This is a genomic window from Paraburkholderia sp. BR10923 (genome assembly GCF_040948765.1).
GTDB classification, from domain to species: domain Bacteria; phylum Pseudomonadota; class Gammaproteobacteria; order Burkholderiales; family Burkholderiaceae; genus Paraburkholderia; species Paraburkholderia youngii.
This window is the reverse complement of sequence record NZ_JBFPKO010000022.1, coordinates 1-19221: the sequence shown is the minus strand read 5'-3', so window position 1 is coordinate 19221 and position 19221 is coordinate 1. Positions and strand designations below refer to the sequence as shown.

The 19221-nt window shown below is 64.3% G+C and carries 18 protein-coding genes and 1 pseudogene; 6 read left to right on the top strand and 13 right to left on the bottom strand.

Annotated elements, in window-relative coordinates; all coding sequences use genetic code 11:
• Window positions 1–190 precede the first annotated feature (190 nt).
• From AB3X94_RS30945 to AB3X94_RS30935, 3 genes are all read left to right on the top strand, one after another.
• The gene (locus AB3X94_RS30945) at window positions 191–916 is read left to right on the top strand and encodes a DsbC family protein (protein ID WP_176110212.1); all 726 of its coding nucleotides are present in this window, start codon (window positions 191–193) and stop codon (window positions 914–916) included.
• Between the two features lie 145 nt (window positions 917–1061).
• Window positions 1062–2852 carry a M61 family metallopeptidase gene (locus tag AB3X94_RS30940; RefSeq protein ID WP_368613561.1) on the top strand — a complete coding sequence of 597 codons (1791 nt, stop codon included), beginning with the start codon at window positions 1062–1064 and terminating at the stop codon, window positions 2850–2852.
• A 191-nt stretch (window positions 2853–3043) separates the two neighbouring features.
• Window positions 3044–3640: an FMN-dependent NADH-azoreductase gene (locus AB3X94_RS30935; protein ID WP_176110216.1), complete on the top strand. Its 597-nt coding sequence runs from the start codon at window positions 3044–3046 to the stop codon at window positions 3638–3640.
• Between the two features lie 126 nt (window positions 3641–3766).
• Here the strand turns inward: AB3X94_RS30935 and AB3X94_RS30930 are convergent, their stop codons facing one another.
• The 8 genes from AB3X94_RS30930 to rpe all read right to left on the bottom strand — a co-directional run bounded on the left by AB3X94_RS30930 (window position 3767) and on the right by rpe (window position 11122).
• Window positions 3767–4591, bottom strand: a complete 825-nt coding sequence (locus AB3X94_RS30930) for a uracil-DNA glycosylase (protein WP_176110218.1) — start codon at window positions 4589–4591, stop codon at window positions 3767–3769.
• A gap of 108 nt (window positions 4592–4699) precedes the next feature.
• On the bottom strand, window positions 4700–5326 hold the full coding sequence (locus AB3X94_RS30925; RefSeq protein ID WP_176110220.1) for a CYTH domain-containing protein: 627 nt from the start codon (window positions 5324–5326) through the stop codon (window positions 4700–4702).
• Window positions 5327–5358: 32 nt separating this feature from the next.
• Window positions 5359–6144 (bottom strand): indole-3-glycerol phosphate synthase TrpC, encoded by a 786-nt coding sequence (gene trpC, locus AB3X94_RS30920; RefSeq protein WP_176110221.1) that lies wholly within the window; start codon window positions 6142–6144, stop codon window positions 5359–5361.
• Window positions 6145–6162: 18 nt separating this feature from the next.
• Window positions 6163–7194 (bottom strand): anthranilate phosphoribosyltransferase, encoded by a 1032-nt coding sequence (trpD, locus tag AB3X94_RS30915; RefSeq protein ID WP_176124320.1) that lies wholly within the window; start codon window positions 7192–7194, stop codon window positions 6163–6165.
• Between the two features lie 19 nt (window positions 7195–7213).
• Window positions 7214–7831: an aminodeoxychorismate/anthranilate synthase component II gene (locus tag AB3X94_RS30910; protein ID WP_176110225.1), complete on the bottom strand. Its 618-nt coding sequence runs from the start codon at window positions 7829–7831 to the stop codon at window positions 7214–7216.
• A 13-nt stretch (window positions 7832–7844) separates the two neighbouring features.
• Complete coding sequence (gene trpE / locus AB3X94_RS30905) at window positions 7845–9338, bottom strand: anthranilate synthase component I (RefSeq protein WP_368613560.1); 1494 nt, start codon at window positions 9336–9338, stop codon at window positions 7845–7847.
• 376 nt (window positions 9339–9714) lie between these two features.
• The gene (locus AB3X94_RS30900) at window positions 9715–10431 is read right to left on the bottom strand and encodes a phosphoglycolate phosphatase (protein ID WP_176110228.1); all 717 of its coding nucleotides are present in this window, start codon (window positions 10429–10431) and stop codon (window positions 9715–9717) included.
• Window positions 10432–10438: 7 nt separating this feature from the next.
• Window positions 10439–11122, bottom strand: a complete 684-nt coding sequence (gene rpe, locus AB3X94_RS30895) for a ribulose-phosphate 3-epimerase (protein WP_368613559.1) — start codon at window positions 11120–11122, stop codon at window positions 10439–10441.
• A 327-nt stretch (window positions 11123–11449) separates the two neighbouring features.
• On the opposite strand from rpe, the gene apaG reads away from it, so the two are divergent.
• Complete coding sequence (apaG, locus tag AB3X94_RS30890; protein ID WP_176110233.1) at window positions 11450–11824, top strand: Co2+/Mg2+ efflux protein ApaG; 375 nt, start codon at window positions 11450–11452, stop codon at window positions 11822–11824.
• 145 nt (window positions 11825–11969) lie between these two features.
• Here the strand turns inward: apaG and AB3X94_RS30885 are convergent, their stop codons facing one another.
• Window positions 11970–12131, bottom strand: coding sequence for a hypothetical protein (locus AB3X94_RS30885; protein WP_368613558.1), 162 nt, complete (start codon window positions 12129–12131; stop codon window positions 11970–11972).
• A gap of 28 nt (window positions 12132–12159) precedes the next feature.
• On the opposite strand from AB3X94_RS30885, the gene AB3X94_RS30880 reads away from it, so the two are divergent.
• Window positions 12160–13278: a murein transglycosylase A gene (locus AB3X94_RS30880; protein WP_217709972.1), complete on the top strand. Its 1119-nt coding sequence runs from the start codon at window positions 12160–12162 to the stop codon at window positions 13276–13278.
• A gap of 194 nt (window positions 13279–13472) precedes the next feature.
• Here the strand turns inward: AB3X94_RS30880 and paaK are convergent.
• The 4 genes and pseudogenes from paaK to paaN form a co-directional block, all read right to left on the bottom strand.
• Window positions 13473–14775 (bottom strand): annotated as a pseudogene (gene paaK, locus AB3X94_RS30875) (phenylacetate--CoA ligase PaaK).
• A 112-nt stretch (window positions 14776–14887) separates the two neighbouring features.
• A complete protein-coding gene (paaI, locus tag AB3X94_RS30870; RefSeq protein WP_176110237.1) occupies window positions 14888–15349 on the bottom strand; it encodes a hydroxyphenylacetyl-CoA thioesterase PaaI in 462 nt (153 codons plus the stop codon).
• Window position 15350: 1 nt separating this feature from the next.
• Entirely contained in the window at window positions 15351–16142 is a 792-nt protein-coding gene (paaG, locus tag AB3X94_RS30865; RefSeq protein ID WP_368613557.1) for a 2-(1,2-epoxy-1,2-dihydrophenyl)acetyl-CoA isomerase PaaG, read from the bottom strand.
• A gap of 168 nt (window positions 16143–16310) precedes the next feature.
• Window positions 16311–18011, bottom strand: coding sequence for a phenylacetic acid degradation protein PaaN (gene paaN / locus AB3X94_RS30860; RefSeq protein ID WP_176110241.1), 1701 nt, complete (start codon window positions 18009–18011; stop codon window positions 16311–16313).
• A 135-nt stretch (window positions 18012–18146) separates the two neighbouring features.
• Between paaN and AB3X94_RS30855 the strand changes: the two genes are divergently transcribed.
• Window positions 18147–18923 carry an enoyl-CoA hydratase gene (locus AB3X94_RS30855; RefSeq protein ID WP_176110242.1) on the top strand — a complete coding sequence of 259 codons (777 nt, stop codon included), beginning with the start codon at window positions 18147–18149 and terminating at the stop codon, window positions 18921–18923.
• Window positions 18924–19221: the final 298 nt, after the last annotated feature.

The following is a 19221-nucleotide window of genomic DNA, read 5'->3' as shown; positions in this document are numbered from 1 at the left end:
GCCGATGGCCGGTCACGGGCGCCCGGGACAGGTATCATGACCGGATCGACGCGCTGCGATCCGCCCCTATCCGGCCCTTATCCGAACCCGATCGAACCTGATCGAGCCTGATCGAACCGATAGGCGGCCAAAGCGCGCGGCCGGAACGTAACGAACGCGCAGGTGCGCGAATGACCCCCAGGACTCCAGCATGAAAAAGACTTTCCGCATCGCCGCCGCCGCCCTCGCGATCGCTGCCGTCACGCTCGGCTGCTCGGCGCAGGCCGACCAGACCACCGACAAGCTCAAAGCCACCCTGCAAAACCGTCTGTCCGACGTGACGATCAAGGGCGTGTCGAAGACGCCGATCGCGGGCCTGTACGAAGTGAACCTCGGCACGCAGATCATTTACAGCGATGCGAGCGGCGACTACCTGATGCTCGGCGACATGGTGGACTCGAAGACGCGCAAGAATCTGACCGAGGCACGCCTGTCGGAAACCAACCGCATCGACTTCGCGACCCTGCCGTTCGGCGACGCGGTGAAGGTCGTGCGCGGCAACGGCGCGCGCAAGATCGCGGTGTTCTCCGATCCGAACTGCCCGTACTGCAAGCAGCTCGAAAAAACGCTGCAGTCGATCGATAACGTGACGGTCTACACCTTCCTGTACCCGGTGCTGTCGCCGGATTCGACGGCCAAGTCGAAGTCGATCTGGTGCTCGGCCGATCGTGCGAAGGCGTGGGAATCGTGGATGCAGGACCGTCAGGCGCCGACCGCCGCCGCCACCTGCGACACCGCCGCGATCGACAAGAACCTCGCGCTCGGCCGTTCGATGAACGTCGAGGGCACGCCGACGGTGTTCCTCGCCGACGGCCGCCGCCTGCCCGGCGCCGTGCCGGCCGACCGGCTCGACAAGGAACTGTCGGCGGTGCACTGATCAGCGCGCCGCATGCAGCGCGATGCGCGCCCCGGGCGCGCAACCGCTGCAACGTTCAAACGAAAGGAGGCGCACGCAGCGCCTCCTTTCGCATCGAGCCCCGAACTTCTCCGCCTCACTCTCCTGACACTCCCAAGCGCCGCCGATGAAGCCGATCCGCTACACCATCGTTCCGAGTAACCCCGCTGCCCACCTTTACGAAGTCACCGTGACCGTCGCCGATCCCGATCCGGCCGGCCAGCGTTTCATGCTGCCGGTGTGGATTCCGGGCAGCTACATGGTGCGCGAGTTCGCGCGCAACCTCGTCACGCTGCGCGCCGTCAACGACGCGGGCCGCAAGGTGCGGGTCGAGAAGGTCGACAAGAACACGTGGCAGGCCGCGCCGGTGAAGGGCGCGCTGACGCTGCGCTACGAAGTGTACGCATGGGACATGTCGGTGCGCGCCGCGCATCTGGACGACACCATCGGCTTTTTCAACGGCACGAGCGTGTTCCTGTCGCCGCTCGGCCATGAAGACGCGCAGTGCGTGGTCGATATCCAGAAGCCGCAGGGCGCAGCGTATCGCGGCTGGCGTGTCGCGACCGCGCTGCCGGAAGGGCGCGGCACCAAACGCTATGGCTTCGGCGAGTACCGCGCGCAGAACTACGACGAACTGATCGACCATCCCGTGACGCTCGGCGAATTCGCGCTCGCGACGTTCAAGGCGCACGGCGTGCCGCACGACGTCGTGATCGGCGGCCGAGTGATCGGGCTCGACATGGAGCGGTTGTGCCGCGACCTGAAGCGCATCTGCGAGGCGCAGATCGCACTGTTCGAACCGAAATCGAAGAAGGCGCCGGTCGAGCGCTACGTGTTCATGACGCAGGCCGTCACCGACGGTTACGGCGGTCTCGAGCATCGCGCATCGACCGCGCTGATCTGCAATCGCACCGATCTGCCGGTGCAGGGCCGCGATGCGATGAGCGAGGGCTACCGGACTTATCTCGGTCTGTGCAGCCACGAGTATTTCCACACGTGGAACGTGAAGCGGATCAAGCCGGCCGTGTTCGCGCCGTATGACCTCGGCGTCGAAAACTACACGTCGCTGCTGTGGCTGTTCGAGGGCTTCACGTCGTATTACGACGACCTGATTCTCGTGCGCAGCGGCGTGATCTCGCAGGACGACTATTTCGGCCTTCTCGGCAAGGTGATCGGCGGCGTGCAGCGCGGCAGCGGGCGCCTGAAGCAGAGCGTCGCCGAAAGCTCGTTCGACGCATGGGTCAAGTACTACCGGCAGGACGAGAACGCGCCGAACGCGATCGTCAGCTATTACACGAAGGGCTCGCTGATCGCGCTCGCATTCGATCTGACGATCCGCGCGCAAACCGGCAATCAGAAATCGCTCGACGACGTGATGCGTCTGCTCTGGAAGCGCTTTGGCCGTGATTTTTATCGCGGCAAGCCGGTCGGCGTCGACGAAAGCGAGATCGAGGCGATTTTTGCGGAAGCGAGCGGCGCGGAACTCGCCGAACTGTTCGCCGAGGGCGTGCGCGGCACGCGCGATCTGCCGCTCGACGCGTTGCTCGCGCCGTTCGGCGTGACGCTCGCGCCGGACGTCGACAAGAACGGCAAGCCGTCGCTCGGCGTGCGGCTGCGCGGCGGCGCGGACTGCGCGCTCGCGACGGTGCACGAGGGCAGTGCCGCGCAGAAAGCCGGCCTTTCCGCTGGCGACGTGCTGATCGCGCTCGATGGCCTGCGCGTGACCGGCGGGAATATCGATGCGCTGCTGGCGCGCTACCAGCCGGGCGCGAAAGTCGAGGTGCACGCGTTCCGCCGCGATGAGCTGCGGGTCACGCAGGTGAAGCTCGACGGTCCCGAAGTGGCGCGCTACAAGCTCACGGTCAGCGATCACCGTCCCGCCGCGCGCAAAGCCCTCGAGCGCTGGCTGACGAAGTGAACGGCGTGGCGATGGGCCGCACCGGGTGGTCCATCGATCGTCGCTCGTCTCGTCGCCAATCGGCGGAGGAGGGCGGTGGATTGTTCTACCCATGCAACAATCCGTCGCCGCCGGACGGCTTTTTCGCCGCTCGATAAAAAAACACAATGGCTCCACTCGCGCAACACTGCGCGCCCCTACTGGAGTCAACCATGACCACGATCCTGCAAATCAACTCGGCAGCCCGTTCGCAAGGCGCGAACTCGACGCTTCTCGTCAACGAACTGACCGAAAAGCTGCAACAGTCGAATCCGGGCGCGCAAGTCGTCGTCCGTAACTTGCAAGCCGAACCGCTGCCGCACCTCGACGACGCCGTGCTCGGCGCGTTTTTCACGCCGGCCGAGCAGCGCACGCCGGAACAAGCCGCCATCGCCGCGCGCAGCGAAGCGCTGATCGCCGAACTGCAAGCCGCCGACGTCATCGTGATCGGCGCGCCGATGTACAACTTTGGCATCTCGTCGCAACTGAAGACGTACTTCGACTTCATCGCGCGGGCGGGCATCACGTTCCAATACACCGCGAACGGCCCGGAGGGCCTCGTGAAGGGCAAGAAGGTGTACGTCGTGTCGGCACGCGGCGGCAAGTATCTCGGCACGCCGAACGATAGCCAGACGCCGTATCTGAAGAGCTTCCTCGGCTTCCTCGGCATGACCGACGTGAACTTCATCTACGCCGAAGGCCTGAACATGGGCCCGGACGCCGCGACCGCCGCGCTGAGCTCGGCACGCGAAGCGATCGCCGCGGTTTAAGCGGCTTCGTCGTGCCGCATTGCGCCGCTCCGATGCGGCGCAAGCGGTGAAATAAAAAACGCCACGGATGGGTTCACCCTCCGTGGCGTTTTCGCTTGGTATCGACATCTTCCGACGGCGACGCCGTCACGCAAGCATTTGCGCGTCGTCCGGCAGACGCCAGTCGATCGGCTCGCGGCCGTGCTGCATTAGATATTCGTTCGCCTTCGCGAAATGACCGCAACCGAGAAAGCCGCGATGCGCGGACAACGGCGACGGATGCGGCGCCTCCAGCACATAGTGCGACTTGCCGCCGAGCAGCGCGCGCTTGGCCTGCGCATGCGCGCCCCACAGCATGAACACGAGATTCTGATGCCGCGTAGCCAGTTCGTGGATCAGCGTGTCCGTGCATTTTTCCCAGCCGCGTTTCGCGTGGCTCGCGGCGCTGTCGCGCTCGACGGTCAGCACCGTGTTCAGCAGCAACACGCCCTGTCTGGCCCAGCTGTCGAGGCACCCGTGCTGCGGCGTTGCATGACCGAGACTCGCGCCGATTTCCTTGAAGATGTTGCGCAACGACGGCGGCGGCCGCACGTGCGGCGCGACCGAAAACGCGAGACCGTGCGCCTGCGGTGTGCCGCGGTCTTCGCCGTGGTACGGATCCTGGCCGAGGATCACGACTTTCACTTCGTCGGGACTCGTCAGGCGCAGCGCGCGGAACACGTCGGCCGGATAGATGGTTTTGCCGGCGGCACGCTCGCCGTCGACGAAGCGGCACAGCGGCGCGTAGGTGTCGCTGTCGATGAAGGGTTTCAAATGCGCACGCCAAGCCGCCGGCAGCGCGGCGAATTGGGCTTCGAGCGTGGGCGGGGCGGCGGTGGTGGGGTCGGCCGACGCTGCGGCGGGAGCTGGCGCGGCATCGTCGAACAACGATGCCTGCGGCGAACTGGAGCGGGTACGGGTAGCGGAGGTCATGGCGGGGAAGTGTCGCAGCAAACGCTGGCTAGCTCAAGTTGCGGCAAGCGAGCGCATGAGGCGCCGCGGGTTTCGTCAACCCGCGGCGATTCCGCGCCCATCCCGCGCTTACCCCGCGCGCAACCGATAGCCGCGCTGCGCCTTGCTGATGTCATCCGGCGCGAGGCCGGCAATCCGTTTGCCGAGTTCGGCGGCGAGCGTGTGAAGCGCCGCTTCGTCGCCCGACTTCAGTTCGAGTTCGATCTCCGAGATCGGCGCGCGGCGCGCTTGATCGTCGACTTCGGCGAGCACGTCGCCCTGATCGATCGCTGCCTCGATCTGAGCGCCGTCGGTGTCGAGCAGCCAGAGCGTGCGGGTGAAATTGGTGTGGAACAGCTCGATCAGCGCAGGCGCGGCCTGTCTCAGAGCGTCCGCGGCGGCGGGTTCGTCGCAAGCGTTCAGCAACGAATCGATTTCGAGTTTCGCGCCGGCGACCGGCATTTCCCATTCGTGCCGGCTATGGAGGCCGTTGGTCGCCGTGCCGACCGTCTTGAAGGTCTGCAGCCAGCCGTCCGGCGTCTGACGCAGACGCAGCGCGCTCTTCGATGACGCGAGCGTCAACTGCGGCGTGTCGAAGTAAATGTTCACGAGCTTGATCGCGCGTCCTTTCCTGCCGGCGCGAGCGGCGAACCACTGCGTCGCCGCCTGCACCTGCGAAGCCGGCAGTGCCAGCTTGATTTCGCGTTCCATGCTCATGATGCGTGTCCTTGCTTACGCGAGCGCCGTGCTCAGAAAAACATCCGCGCAAGCTCCACGCCCGGCTCGTCCGCGCGCATGAACGCCTCGCCGACGAGGAACGTATGCACGTTGCGCGCGCGCATGCGCTCGACGTCATCGCGCGACAGGATGCCCGATTCGGTCACGACGATGCGGTCGTCGGGAATCGCGTCGAGCATGCCGAGCGTCGTGTCGAGCGAGGTCTCGAAGGTGCGCAGATTGCGGTTGTTGATGCCGATCAGCGGCGTCTTCAGCGTCAGCGCTTCTTTGAGTTCATCGCTGTCGTGCACTTCGACGAGCACCGCGAGACCGAGCGAATGCGCGAGCGCCTCGAGGTCCTGCATCTCGGCGGTTTCGAGCGCGGCGGCGATCAGCAGGATCGCGTCGGCGCCCATCGCGCGCGCTTCGACGACCTGGTACGGATCGACGATGAAGTCCTTGCGGATCACCGGCAACTGGCACGCGGCGCGCGCTTGCTGCAGATAGGCGACGCTGCCCTGAAAGAACTGCACGTCGGTCAGCACGGACAGACACGCCGCGCCGTGCTTTTCATACGAACGCGCGATGTCGGCCGGCACGAAGTGCTCGCGCAGCACGCCCTTCGACGGGCTTGCCTTCTTCACTTCGGAGATCACCGCGGCGAGACCCGCCGTGTGCTTGGCGCGGATTGCGCCGACGAAGTCGCGCAGGTCGCGCGACGACGCTTCGAGCCGCAGTTCTTCGAGCGGCACGCTTTGTTCGGCCGCCCGGATTTCTTCGCGTTTGACCGCGATGATGCGGTCGAGGATGTCGCTCATAAATGTCTCGCTACGTGATTACTGCTTGAATTGCTGGGTGAAGCGCACCAGTTCGTCGACCTTCGCGCGAGCCTTGCCGCTCGCGATCGCTTCGCGCGCGAGCACGATGCCGTCCGCGATCGTGGCCGCGACGTTCGCCGAATAGAGCGCTGTGCCGGCGTTCAGCGTGACGATCTCGCGCGCGACGCCGGGCTTGTTGTCGAGCGCGTCGAGCAGCATGACCTTCGACTCGTTCGCGTCGGCCACCTTCAGCGTGCGATTCGACACCATCTGCATGCCGAAGTCTTCCGGATGGATTTCGTACTCGCGGATTTCGCCGTCGCGCAACTCGCCGACCAGCGTGGCGCCGCCGAGCGACACTTCGTCCATGCCGTCCATCCCGTACACGACGAGCACGTGCCTGGCGCCGAGGCGCTGCATTACGCGTACCTGAATGCCGACGAGGTCGGGGTGGAACACGCCCATCAGCTGATTCGGCGCGCCGGCTGGATTGGTGAGCGGCCCGAGGATATTGAAGATCGTGCGGATGCCGAGCTCGCGGCGTACCGGCGCGACGTTTTTCATCGCCGGATGATGGTTCGGCGCGAACATGAAGCCCATGCCCGTTTCAGCGATCGATGCCGCGACCTGTTCCGGTTGCAGATCGATATTGACGCCGAGCGCCTCGAGCACGTCCGCGCTGCCCGACTTGCTCGATACGCCGCGATTGCCGTGCTTCGCGACCTTCGCGCCGGCCGCGGCCGATACGAACATCGTCGCGGTGGAAATGTTGAACGTGTGCGCGCCGTCGCCGCCGGTGCCGACGATGTCGACGAAGTTCGAGTTGTCCTGCACGTCGACGTGCCGCGCAAATTCACGCATCACCGTGGCGGCCGCGGTGATTTCGCCGATGGTCTCTTTTTTGACGCGCAGACCGGTGATGATCGCCGCCGACATCACCGGTGACAGCTCACCGCGCATGATCAGGCGCATCAGGTGCAGCATTTCGTCGTGGAAAATCTCGCGGTGCTCGATGGTCCGCTGCAGGGCTTCCTGGGGCGTAATGGACATGATCTCGTCTCTCTTCTGGTCAGGCATTGCGGGAAGCCGGATGATGCGCAGCCTTGCCGCCGACGGCGAGCTTTGATTGCTTGACGAAGTTTTCGAGCAGCGCGTGGCCGTGTTCGGAGAGGATCGATTCCGGGTGGAACTGCACGCCTTCCACGGCGAGTTCCTTGTGGCGCACGCCCATGATTTCGCCGTCTTCGGTCCATGCCGATACTTCGAGGCAGTCGGGCAGCGATTCGCGTTCGATCGCGAGCGAGTGATAGCGCGTCACCGTGAAATGCTTCGGCAGGTCCGCGAACACGCCCTTGCAGTCGGTTTCGATCGTACTGACCTTGCCGTGCATGATGGTTTGCGCGCGCACGACGCGGCCGCCGAATGCCTCGCCGATCGCCTGGTGGCCGAGGCACACGCCGAGAATCGGCGTCTTGCCGGAGAATTCGCGCAGCACGTCGAGCGTGATGCCCGCGTGTTGCGGATTGCTCGGACCCGGCGACAGGCAGATGCGCTCGGGATTCAGCCTGGCGATTTCATCGAGTGTGATTTCGTCGTTGCGGTAGGTGCGCACGTCTTCGCCGAGTTCGCCGAAGTACTGCACCAGGTTGTAGGTGAACGAGTCGTAGTTGTCGATCATGAGCAGCATGGTGTGTCTCCGGTCAGAAGTCGCTATCGAGGCCGTCCTGGACCTGCTCGGCAGCGCGCAGCACCGCACGCGCCTTGTTCTCGGTCTCTTGCCATTCGGATTCCGGCACTGAATCGGCGACCACGCCCGCGGCCGCCTGCACATACAGATTGCCGTTCGCGATCACGCCGGTGCGGATCGTGATGGCCAGATCCATCTCGCCGGTGAACGACAGATAACCGACCGCCCCGCCGTAGAGGCCGCGCTTGATGGGTTCGAGCTCGTCGATCAGCTCCATCGCGCGGACCTTCGGCGCGCCCGACAGCGTGCCGGCCGGGAAGGTGGCGCGCAGCACGTCGAAATTGGTCATGTCGCTCTTGAGCTTGCCTTCGACCGAGCTGACGATGTGCTGCACGTGCGAGTATTTTTCGATCACCATCTTGTCGGTCACGACGACCGAGCCGATCTGCGCGATGCGGCCGACGTCGTTGCGCGCGAGATCGATCAGCATCACGTGCTCGGCGATTTCCTTCGGATCGTTCAGCAGTTCGGTCGCGAGCGCGGCGTCGCGCTCGGGCGTGTTGCCGCGCGGACGCGTGCCAGCGAGCGGGCGGATCGTGACGATACGGTCCTCGCCGCGCTTTTCCTGGCGCACCAGGATTTCCGGCGACGCGCCGACCACGTGGAAGTCGCCGAAGTTGTAGTAATACATATACGGCGACGGATTCAGCGAGCGCAGCGCGCGATACAGCGACAGTGGATTGTCGCGGTACGGCTTGGTCAGGCGCTGGCCGACCTGCACCTGCATCAGTTCGCCGGCGGCGATGTATTCCTTGGCCTTGCGCACGGCGGCCAGGTAATCGTCTTTCGCGAACTCGCGGTAGATCTCGGTGCGCACACTAGCCGACACGACGGGCGGCTCGACGGTGACGCGCAGCCGCTGGCGCAGTTCGCGCAGACGGTGCTTCGCTTTCGTATAGGCCTCGGGCTGGGTCGGGTCCGCGTAGACCACCAGATAGAGCTTGCCCGCGAGGTTGTCGATGACGGCGACTTCCTCGGTCAGCAGCAACTGAATGTCGGGCAGGTTCAGATCGTCTTTCGGCGCGCTGTGCGCGAGCTTCTTCTCGATGTAGCGCACCGCGTCATAGCCGAAGTAGCCGGCGAGACCGCCCGTGAAGCGCGGCAGCCCCGGGCGTTGCGCGACCTTGAAGCGCGCCTGGAACTGCTGGATGAAGGCGAGCGGATCGCCGTCGTGCGTTTCGACGACCTTGCCGTCGCGCACCACTTCCGACACGCCGTTGCGCGTGCGCACGAGAGTGCGCGCCGGCAGCCCGATGAACGAATAACGCCCGAAGCGTTCGCCGCCGACCACCGATTCCAGCAGGAACGAGTTTGCGCCGTTGCGCTCGGTCTGCGCGAGCTTCAGGTACAGCGACAGCGGCGTTTCGAGGTCGGCGAGCGCTTCGGCGATCAGCGGGATGCGGTTGAAACCCTCGTTGGCGAGGGACTGGAATTCGAGTTCGGTCATGTTCCGATCCTGTACGGTGGTCCGGCGGCAGCAAGCGTCGGGCAAAGCGGGGCGAAGCGCCTCCGGTCAGGGCGTGGGTCGACGTTCTCGACACGATGATACCGACCGGCGCGGGTCTTCCATCGGCGCGTGCGAGCGGTGCGGGTGAGCGACCGTACCTTGCGGGTACGCGCAGGCCCAATCAGCCGATGCAGCAGCGCAAATACAAAACGATGGAAATGGCGCGTAAGCGCAACGAAGTAAAAAACGGTTGCCGAAGACAAGCTTCAGCGTACCTCAGGCGAGGTTAGCGCGACCAGCGACGCCAGGGCCAGGCTCCCCGGTCGATGCTAATCAGACTCCGTTTTTTATTCAGAAACATGAAGATGAAGGACTGTTAAGTCGTGGATTGGTGCGCTGCGATCGCCCTGGCGGCGTCGAGCAGCGAGGCAACTATACCATCGGATTTTATTGTTTGTATAGCTTGGCCGTGGTTGTAGCCGTAGGGCACGGTCAGCGTCGCCATACCGGCCGCGCGGCCCGCCAGTGCGTCGTTTTCCGAGTCGCCGATTGCGACCGTGGCGCTCGGCTCGACGCCGAGTTGCGCGGCGGCGGTCAGCATCGGCAGCGGGTCCGGTTTCTTTTTCGCGAGACTGTCGCCGCCGAGCACGACGCTGAAATACTGCGCCAGTCCGTATTGCTGCAGCAACTCGAGCGCGAAGCGGTGCGGCTTGTTGGTCACGCAGGCGAGCTTCAGGCCCGCGTCGCGCAGCGCGCGCAGACCGGCTTCGACGTCCGGATAAAGCCGCGTGTGCACGCCGTTGATCTTCGCGTACTCGGCCTGATAGATCGCGAGCGCTTCGTCGAAGCGCTCTTGCGCGTGTTCGGTTTCGAAGCGCGGGGCGAGCACGCTGCGGATCAGATGCTCCGAACCCTTGCCGACATAGCCGACCACTTCCTCGCGCGTCGTTTCCTCCGCGTCGAGCTGAGCGAGCATGCCGTTCAGGCCGGCGGTGAAGTCGTCGGCGGTGTCGATCATCGTGCCGTCGAGGTCGATGATCGCGGCTTCGAGGCGCGGGCCGGCGAAGGACGGGGCGGGGTACGGAGCAGTCATCGTCGGGTCAGCGCTGGACAGTGGCGAGGGCGGCGCGCATCTTGTCGATCACGACCTTGTGATCGGGCTGGCCGAAGATCGCCGAGCCGGCCACGAACGCGTCCGCGCCGGCCGCCGCGATTTCCGCGATGTTGTCGACCTTCACGCCGCCGTCCACTTCGAGATGGATCTCTCGGCCGGTGCGCTCGCTGTACGCGTCGATGCGCTTGCGCGCTTCGCGCAGCTTGTTGAGCGCCTCGGGGATGAACGACTGGCCGCCAAAGCCCGGATTCACCGACATGATCAGCACGAGGTCGACCTTGTCCATCACATGATCGAGATAGTTCAGCGACGTCGCCGGATTGAACACGAGGCCGGCCTTGCAGCCGTGATCGCGGATCAGCGACAGCGTGCGGTCGATGTGATCCGACGCTTCCGGGTGAAAACTGATCAGGTTCGCGCCGGCTTTCGCGAAGTCCGGCACGATGCGGTCGACCGGGCGCACCATCAGGTGCACGTCGATCGGCACGTCGACGTGGGGGCGGATCGCTTCGCAAACGAGCGGGCCGATGGTCAGGTTCGGCACGTAGTGGTTGTCCATCACGTCGAAGTGGATCCAGTCGGCGCCGGCCGCGACGACGTTGCGGACCTCTTCACCCAGACGGGCGAAATCGGCGGAGAGAATGCTGGGGGCGATGCGAAATTGCGTCATGACGGGAGGCGGATGCAAGCGGGAAAGCGCCATTTTACCGTTTTTGCGCGTGCGGACCGGCGCGCTGGCCGTGGTTGGCGTGGCGGAATCGCGCGATGAAACGTCGCAAAGTGCCGGCGCAACAATGGCATCGAAAGGCGGCGCGGCCAGCAGCCTTTCCCAACGTCTTAGACACTCCTGGTCGGAAGACGTGTCTGGTTGCGGCCATGCCGCGCATCAAGCAGAATGCCACTCCATGAGCGCCGCATCGCCGCTGCACCGGCAGACCATTGGCGTTCGGGGCCTCCCACGATTTTTCACAGCCAGTTTGATCAGATCGGAATCAGGATGAGCCAGTACGAATTCAGCGTGTCGGCGCAGGTGCAATACCTGCCCGAAGAATCGGACCCGGAGCGTCGCCAGTACGCCTTTGCCTACACGTTGACCATCCGTAACACCGGCCAGGTGCCTGCACAGTTGATCGCGCGTCACTGGATCATCACCGACAGCGAAAACACCGTGCAGGAAGTCAAAGGCCTGGGCGTGGTCGGTCATCAGCCGCTGCTCAAACCGGGCGAGCATTTCGAATACACGAGTTGGGCAGTGATCGCGACGCCGGTCGGCACGATGCGCGGCGATTATTTCTGCGTGGCGGAGGATGGCGAGCGCTTCGAGGCGCCGGTGCCGGAGTTCGTATTGCGCATGCCGCGAACGTTGCATTGAACCGGCGCGGTCCTGCGCGGTCATTAATGAGTTCGTGTGGGCGCGCGAAGCAGCGGGCAGTTGAGTGGCAGGTTGGATGAGCGCTCGGGCGAGCACTCGATGCACGATGGGTTGCGCGGTTCTGCGTGCAGCCCGCAGGTCAAGGTCAATGCGGCTTTTGCTGTTCGGACCGTTCCGCCGAGTTGGCACGTCGCGCTTTTTTCTTCCCGGACGACGTCCACACAACGATAAAGACGAGCAGGAATAGCGCGACCAGCGATTCCAGCGCGAAGATGAGCATCGGGTATTCGTCGAACAGATCAGACATGGCGGTTTCCATCAAGAACGAACATTGTATGTGTTTTGTCCGCAGGGCCGGCGCGTGGCTCGGAGCGTTGTCGGTTGCAGTGTTGCTTGCCTCCTGCGGTGGCGGCGGCGCGATCCGGCCTTCACCGCCGAGCGGTGCGGCGATCATCCCCGGCCAGATCGCGTCGGCGCGCCTGACCGCGGTTGCATGGCAACAGGTGCCGGGCTGGCAGGACGACTCGCTGATCGGCGCGACCGCCGCATTGCGGCAAAACTGCACGAGGCTCGCGCGTCAGCCGAACTGGTCGCGTGCGTGCGCGGCGGCCGCGCAAATCGACGATCTCGACGTCACCAGCGCGCGCGCCTTCTTCGAAGCCTACTTCACGCCGTTCCAACTCGCGAATAGCGACGGCACGCTCGACGGTCTGGTCACCGGTTACTACGAGCCCCTGCTGCGGGGCTCGCGCACGCGGCACGGCGTGTATCAGACCGCGCTGTACCGCTGGCCCGCCGGCTATCGCGCGGGGGCGCCGTTGCCGGCTCGCGCCCAGCTTGAACGCTCGGGCGCGCTCAGCGGCAACGAACTCGTGTGGGTCGACGATCCGATCGAAGCGTTCTTTCTGCAGGTGCAAGGCTCCGGGCGCATCGTGATGGAAGACAGCAGCGTGATGCGCGTCGGCTTTGGCGGGACCAACAATCAGCCGTACAAGTCGATCGGGCGCTGGCTCCTCGATCATGGCGAGATCACGCCGGCGCAGGCGACGATGCAGGGCATCAAGGCATGGGCCCGCGCGAATCCGACGCGCGTCGATGGCCTGCTCGACACCAATCCGCGCTTCGTGTTTTTCCGCGAGATGCCGTCGGCCGAAAGTGTGCCGAGCGGCGGCGCAGACGGTCCGATCGGCGCGCTCGGCGTGCCGTTGACGCCGGAGCGCTCGATTGCGGTCGATCCGAGCGCGATTCCGCTCGGCACGCCGGTGTTCCTGCAGACCACGCGGCCGCTGACGAATTCGCCAATGAACCGTCTCGTGTTCGCGCAGGATACTGGTACCGCGATCAAAGGCGGCGTGCGCGCCGACTACTTCTGGGGCCTCGGCGACGATGCCGGCGATCTGGCTGGCAAGATGAAGCAGGGCGGCCGGATGTGGTTGCTGCTGCCAAATTCGTGAGGCGGGGGGCGGAGACGGAAGCGTGACTGCCGTTTGAGTAGCAGCAGTTTTCGCAAGGCGGGTTTGAGCCTACCGCGAAGCCTCAAATAGATGTCGTTGAAATCGGCGTCACGTGTGGATCAGAATCCGTGCGTGACGCCGTTTTTCGTTGGGCTCGTACGCTCCGCGTCGTTGCCCGTTGCATCTTGCCCGACTTACAGGCCCGACTTGCGCTTGTCTATCACGCGCCGCGCCTTGCCCACCGAGCGCTCGATTCCATTCACCGGCAGCACGTTCACCACCGCGCTCACGCCAATCAGCGCCTTGATGTCGTAAGCCAGCGCGTTTTTCGCGGCGGTTAGCGCCGCGGTATCCGGCGCGCTTTCGGGGCACGGTTCGACGTTCAGCGTCAACATCGAGTGGCCCTTCCTTCGTCAGCACGATCTGATAGTGCGGCGCCAGCGCGCGCTGCTTGAGCAATAGTTCTTCGATCTGGGTCGGGAACACGTTGACACCGCGCACGATCATCATGTCGTCCGAGCGGCCCGTGATCTTTTCCATACGCCGCATCGTGCGGGCGGTGCCCGGCAGCAGGCGCGTGAGATCGCGCGTGCGGTAGCGGATGATCGGCAGCGCTTCTTTCGTCAGCGACGTGAACACGAGCTCGCCGAGCTCGCCATCGGGCAGCACCTCGCCCGTTTCGGGGTCGATGATCTCGGGATAGAAATGGTCCTCCCAGATCGTCGGACCGTCTTTGGTTTCGACGCACTCCGAGGCGACGCCCGGGCCCATCACTTCGGAAAGACCGTAGATGTCGACCGCGTCGATGCCCATACGTTTTTCGATCGCCTCGCGCATGTCGTTGGTCCACGGCTCAGCGCCGAAGATGCCGATGCGCAATGAGCATCTGGCCGGGTCGATACCCTGGCGTTCGAATTCGTCGGCGATCGACAGCATGTAGCTCGGCGTCACCATGATGATGTCCGGCCGGAAATCCTGGATCAGCTGCACCTGCTTTTCGGTCTGGCCACCGCCGAACGGAATCACGGTGAGCCCCGCGCGCTCGGCGCCGTAATGCGCGCCGAGGCCGCCCGTGAAGAGGCCGTAGCCGTAGCTCACGTGCACCTTGTCGCCGCGCTTCGCGCCGGCGGCGCGTACCGAACGGGCGACGAGATTCGCCCACGTGTCGATGTCGCGCGCCGTATAGCCGACGACAGTCGGTTTGCCGGTCGTTCCAGACGACGCATGGATTCGCGAAATCTGCTCTTGGGGCACTGCGAACATTCCGAACGGGTAGTTGTCGCGCAAATCCTTTTTCGTCGTGAACGGAAACCGAGCGATGTCCGCGAGCGACCTAACGTCGCCCGGATGAACGCCGGCTTCGTCGAACTTGCGCCGATACACCGACGAATTTTCATACGCATGGGTGAGCGACCATTTGAGCCGTTCAAGTTGGAGCGCGGCGAGCTCGTCGCGGCTGGCGGTCTCGATCGGATCGAGCGGAAGAGCGGTGCTCATCGAATGTCTCCTTGCTGCCTCAGTATCTGGGTCTGATATGTGACGCATCGGCGCCAGAGCGCCACGTGGACAATTGCCCGCGTGGGCGCTTCTGGCTGGCCGCCGCCAATCGTTAGTCGCCGGTGGGAATCAGGTTACCCTTGATTTGCGCCGACTTGCCGCGAAACATTGCGACAGTCTCGCCGGCGCGATTTGTCACGCGAATATCGTAGATTCCAGTGCGCCCGCTCAATGTCTGTTCGACCGCTTCGGCGCTCAGCACGTCGCCGCCGTGGACCGGCCGCAGATACTCTATCGAGCAGCCGGCGGCGACTGTGTTGATGTTGTAGGTGTTACAGGCGAACGCGAAGGTCGAATCGGCGAGTGTGAAGATCAGGCCGCCGTGGCAGATCTGATGCCCGTTCAGGAAGTCGTCGCGCACCGCCATGCGCAGCCGCGCATAGCCGGGGCGCACTTCGAGAATCTCGAGCCCGAGCGCGCGACTGCAGGCGTCGTTTTCGTACATCGCGGCGGCTGTCGCGCGGGCGAGTTCGTCTGCCGTCATTTGGTCGGGCGAGGTGGTTTGTGTGGGCATCTCAACGTCCCTCGAAGCGCGGCGCGCGTTTTTCGATAAATGCCTGCACGCCTTCCGCATAATCGTGCGAGGCGCCTAGTTCGCGCTGCAGATCGCGCTCGAGATTGAGTTGCTGGTCGAGCGTTTGCGTCGTGCCGGCACGCATCGCCTGCTTGATCGCGGCGATCGCGCGCGTCGGTTGCTGGGCGAGCTGGGCCGCGAGTTTTGTCGCTGCCGGCGCCAGTTCGGCGTCGTCGAGCACTTGCCAGATCAAGCCCCAGCTTTCGGCTTTTTCGGCGCTGAGCTTGTCGCCGGTGATTGCGAGGCCGAGCGCGCGGGCCATGCCAACGCGCTGCGGCAGGAACCACGTGCCGCCCGAATCCGGCACGAGGCCGATCTTCACGAATGCCTGGATGAAACTCGCGGAGCGAGCCGCGAGCACCAGGTCGCACGCGAACGCCAGATTGGCGCCCGCGCCGGCGGCCGTGCCGTTGACCGCCGCGATCACCGGAAACGGCAGCGCCTGCAGACGGCGGATCAGCGGATTGAAGAATTCATCGATCACGGCGCCGAGGTCGGTCATCGCGCCGGGCGTGAAATCGAGGTCGGCGAGATCCTGGCCGGCGCAGAAGCCGCGGCCTGCGCCGGTGAACACGAGCGCACGGGCACCGGAGCTTTCGACCTGGTCGAGCGCCGCGCCGAGTTCCTGATGCATCACACGCGTGAAGCTGTTGAGCTTGTCCGGGCGGTTCAGCGTGATGGTGGCGACGTGGCTCGATGAGTCGATGTCCAGCTGGATCGCTTCATATGACATGGGGTGTCTCCTCAAACTCTCTTTGGCCGATGGGCACGGTGGCTCGGCTAGCGTCGGCGCGTGATGCCGACCCGATGTCTGATGCTAGTCGGAGCGCACGACCCAGTCCATCCGCCGAACGGCATAGGACGAAGTCGTGCGTAGCGTTGAAGCCGTGTCTTATGCCGTTCAGCCAGCTACCGCCGGCGGCGTTTTCGGTTCAACATGAACGCGGCTTTGAACGACACGGAAGCGGTTCGCGACGAAAGCGGCATCGGCCAGCGCGGCATTGGCGGCCGGGTTGGCGCCGGTGCCGTGGAAGTCCGAAAAAGCCGCGGACTGGTTGACGAACACACCGCCGGTCAGGTTGATCGACAGCGCAACACCGCCGCGAATCGACGCTTCGTGCGCGGCTTCGAGCACCGCGTCGTCCGTGCTGTAGACCGCCAGCGTCAGCGCGCCGTGCTCGGCGGCAATCTCGCCAGCGAGGTCGAGCGACTGCGCGGTCGCGTCCGTCGCGATGACGAACGAGATCGGCCCGAACCATTCTTTCGTGAACTGGGCATGATCGGTCGCGGCGTCGAGTTGCAGTACGAGCGGAGTGCGCACGCGAGCGCCCGCAAACGCCGGATGCTCGAGCGTTTGGCTCGCGACGAGAACGCGGCCAAGTTTGGCGGCTTCGTCGATGCGCTGCATGACACCTTCGTTCTGGATCGCGCCGAGCAATTCGACTGCGCGGGCCGGATCGGCGACGAGCTTTTGCACCGCACCGGCAAGCGCCTGGGCGACCTCGTCAAAGCTGAGCGTGCCATCTGCGGTGCGAACGCCGCCGCGCGGCACATAGATATTTTGCGGCGCGGTGCACATCTGGCCCGAGTACAGCGCCAGCGAGAACGCGATGTTGCGGGCGGCCGCCTTGATGTCGTCGACCGAGTCGATAACGATCTGGTTGACCCCGGCTTTCTCGGTGTAGACCTGCGCCTGGTGCGCGTTGCGCTCGAGCCAGGTGCCGTTCTGGGTGCTGCCCGTGAAGTCGATCAGCTTGATCTCCGGGCGCTGTGCCAGTTGCTGGACGAGGGCGCCGTCGTTCGGCTCGGTAGCCAGCAGCGTGACGACGTTCGAATCGAAGCCCGCTTCGCGCAGCACGTCACGCGCGATGCGCACGGTCAGCGCGAGCGGCAGGATTGCGCCCGGATGCGGCTTGACGATTACCGTGTTGCCGGTGGCCAGATCGGCGAACAGGCCCGGATAGCCGTTCCACGTCGGGAATGTGCAGCAGCCGAGCACGAGGCCGATGCCGCGCGGCACGACGGTGTAGCGCTTGTGCATCGCGAGCGGAGGGTTTTTGCCTTGCGGTTTTTCCCAATGCGCGTCGGCGGGAATCCGGCGCAGTTGATCCCAGGCATACGCGACCGCTTCGAGCGCGCGATCCTGTGCGTGCGGACCGCCCGCCTGGAAGGCCATCATGAACGCCTGGCCGGTCGTGTGCATCACGCTGTAGCCGAGTTCGAAGCTGGCTCGATTCAGACGGGCGAGGATTTCCAGGCTCACGCCGATCCATGTCTGCGGGCCGGCCGCGCGCCACTCGCGTTGCGCCGCCGTGGATGCGGCGATAAGAGCGTTCGGATCGGCTTTCGGGTAACGCACGCCGAGCGGGAAGCCGAACGGCGAAACTTCCGCGCCGACGGTCTCTCCGGTCGACGGTTGGTCCAGGTCGAAGGTCTTGTCTAGGTGCGCCTTGAACGCGGCTTCGCCGTCCGCGTTGGCTGTTTCCCCGTACACTTTCGGACTGGGCATCTCGGCGAACGGGCTCCAGTAGCCGCGCGTTTCGAGCGCGGCGAGCGCTTTGTGCAGCGTGTCTTCGTGCTTGGTGAATAGCGGATGTGTCATGGCAAAGGGGCTCGGCTGTACGTTGGGGGAAAACCTGTCAAATAATTGACCGACCGGTTGGTTGGGGAATGGTAGCATCACTACGAACTATGCGCGAAGCGTTTTTCGCGTGCGATTAACCCTTATGGAGGTGGCATGGCTTACGAAAACATTCTCGTTGAGACGCGAGGGCGGGTCGGACTGGTTACTCTCAATCGTCCGAAGGCTCTAAATGCACTGAACGACGCGCTGATGGACGAACTGGGCGCTGCGTTGCGCGAATTCGACGGCGACGAGTCGATTGGCGCAATCGTCGTAACGGGCAGCGAGAAGGCGTTCGCGGCCGGCGCGGATATCGGCATGATGGCGTCTTACACCTATATGGATGTCTACAAGGGTGACTACATTACTCGCAATTGGGAAACGGTTCGCTCGATTCGTAAGCCGATCATTGCCGCGGTGGCGGGCTTCGCGCTCGGCGGCGGCTGCGAACTGGCGATGATGTGCGACATCATTTTCGCCGCCGACACGGCGAAGTTCGGTCAGCCGGAAATCAAGCTCGGGATCATGCCGGGCGCGGGCGGCACGCAGCGCTTGCCGCGGGCGGTGTCAAAATCAAAGGCGATGGACCTTTGTTTGACCGCCCGTTTCATGGATGCCGCCGAAGCGGAGCGCGCCGGACTCGTTTCGCGCGTGATCCCGGCTGCATCGTTGCTTGACGAAGCGGTTGGCGCGGCTGCCACCATTGCGGAATTCCCCCTGCCGGCGGTGCTGATGGTCAAGGAATCGGTCAATCGAGCCTATGAAACGACGCTCGCGGAGGGCGTGCATTTCGAGCGCCGCCTGTTCCATTCGCTCTTCGCTACCGAAGACCAGAAGGAGGGCATGGCCGCGTTCGTAGAAAAGCGCAAACCGGTTTTCAAACATCGTTAATACATTTGTCAAAATATCGCTTGCAAGTCGCGATGGCGGCGACTAGAATTCCGCTCTTTCGTGCTCCGGACGCCGGGGCGCGGAGAGGCGGGAAGCCTTTGTTGGCGAGGGCTTCAGCGGCGTGGGCAGGTTAAGCAAGTGATAAAAACCTGTTGACGATCCGGTGAAAGTTCTCCATAATCTCGCTTCTCTGCTGCAGACGCAGCGACGCAAACGAAGCAGTGCCGGGTGGTGGTAGTTCAGGCGCTGCGGGTTGGGCGGATCGATCTTTAAAAACTAACAGCCGATAAGTGTGGGC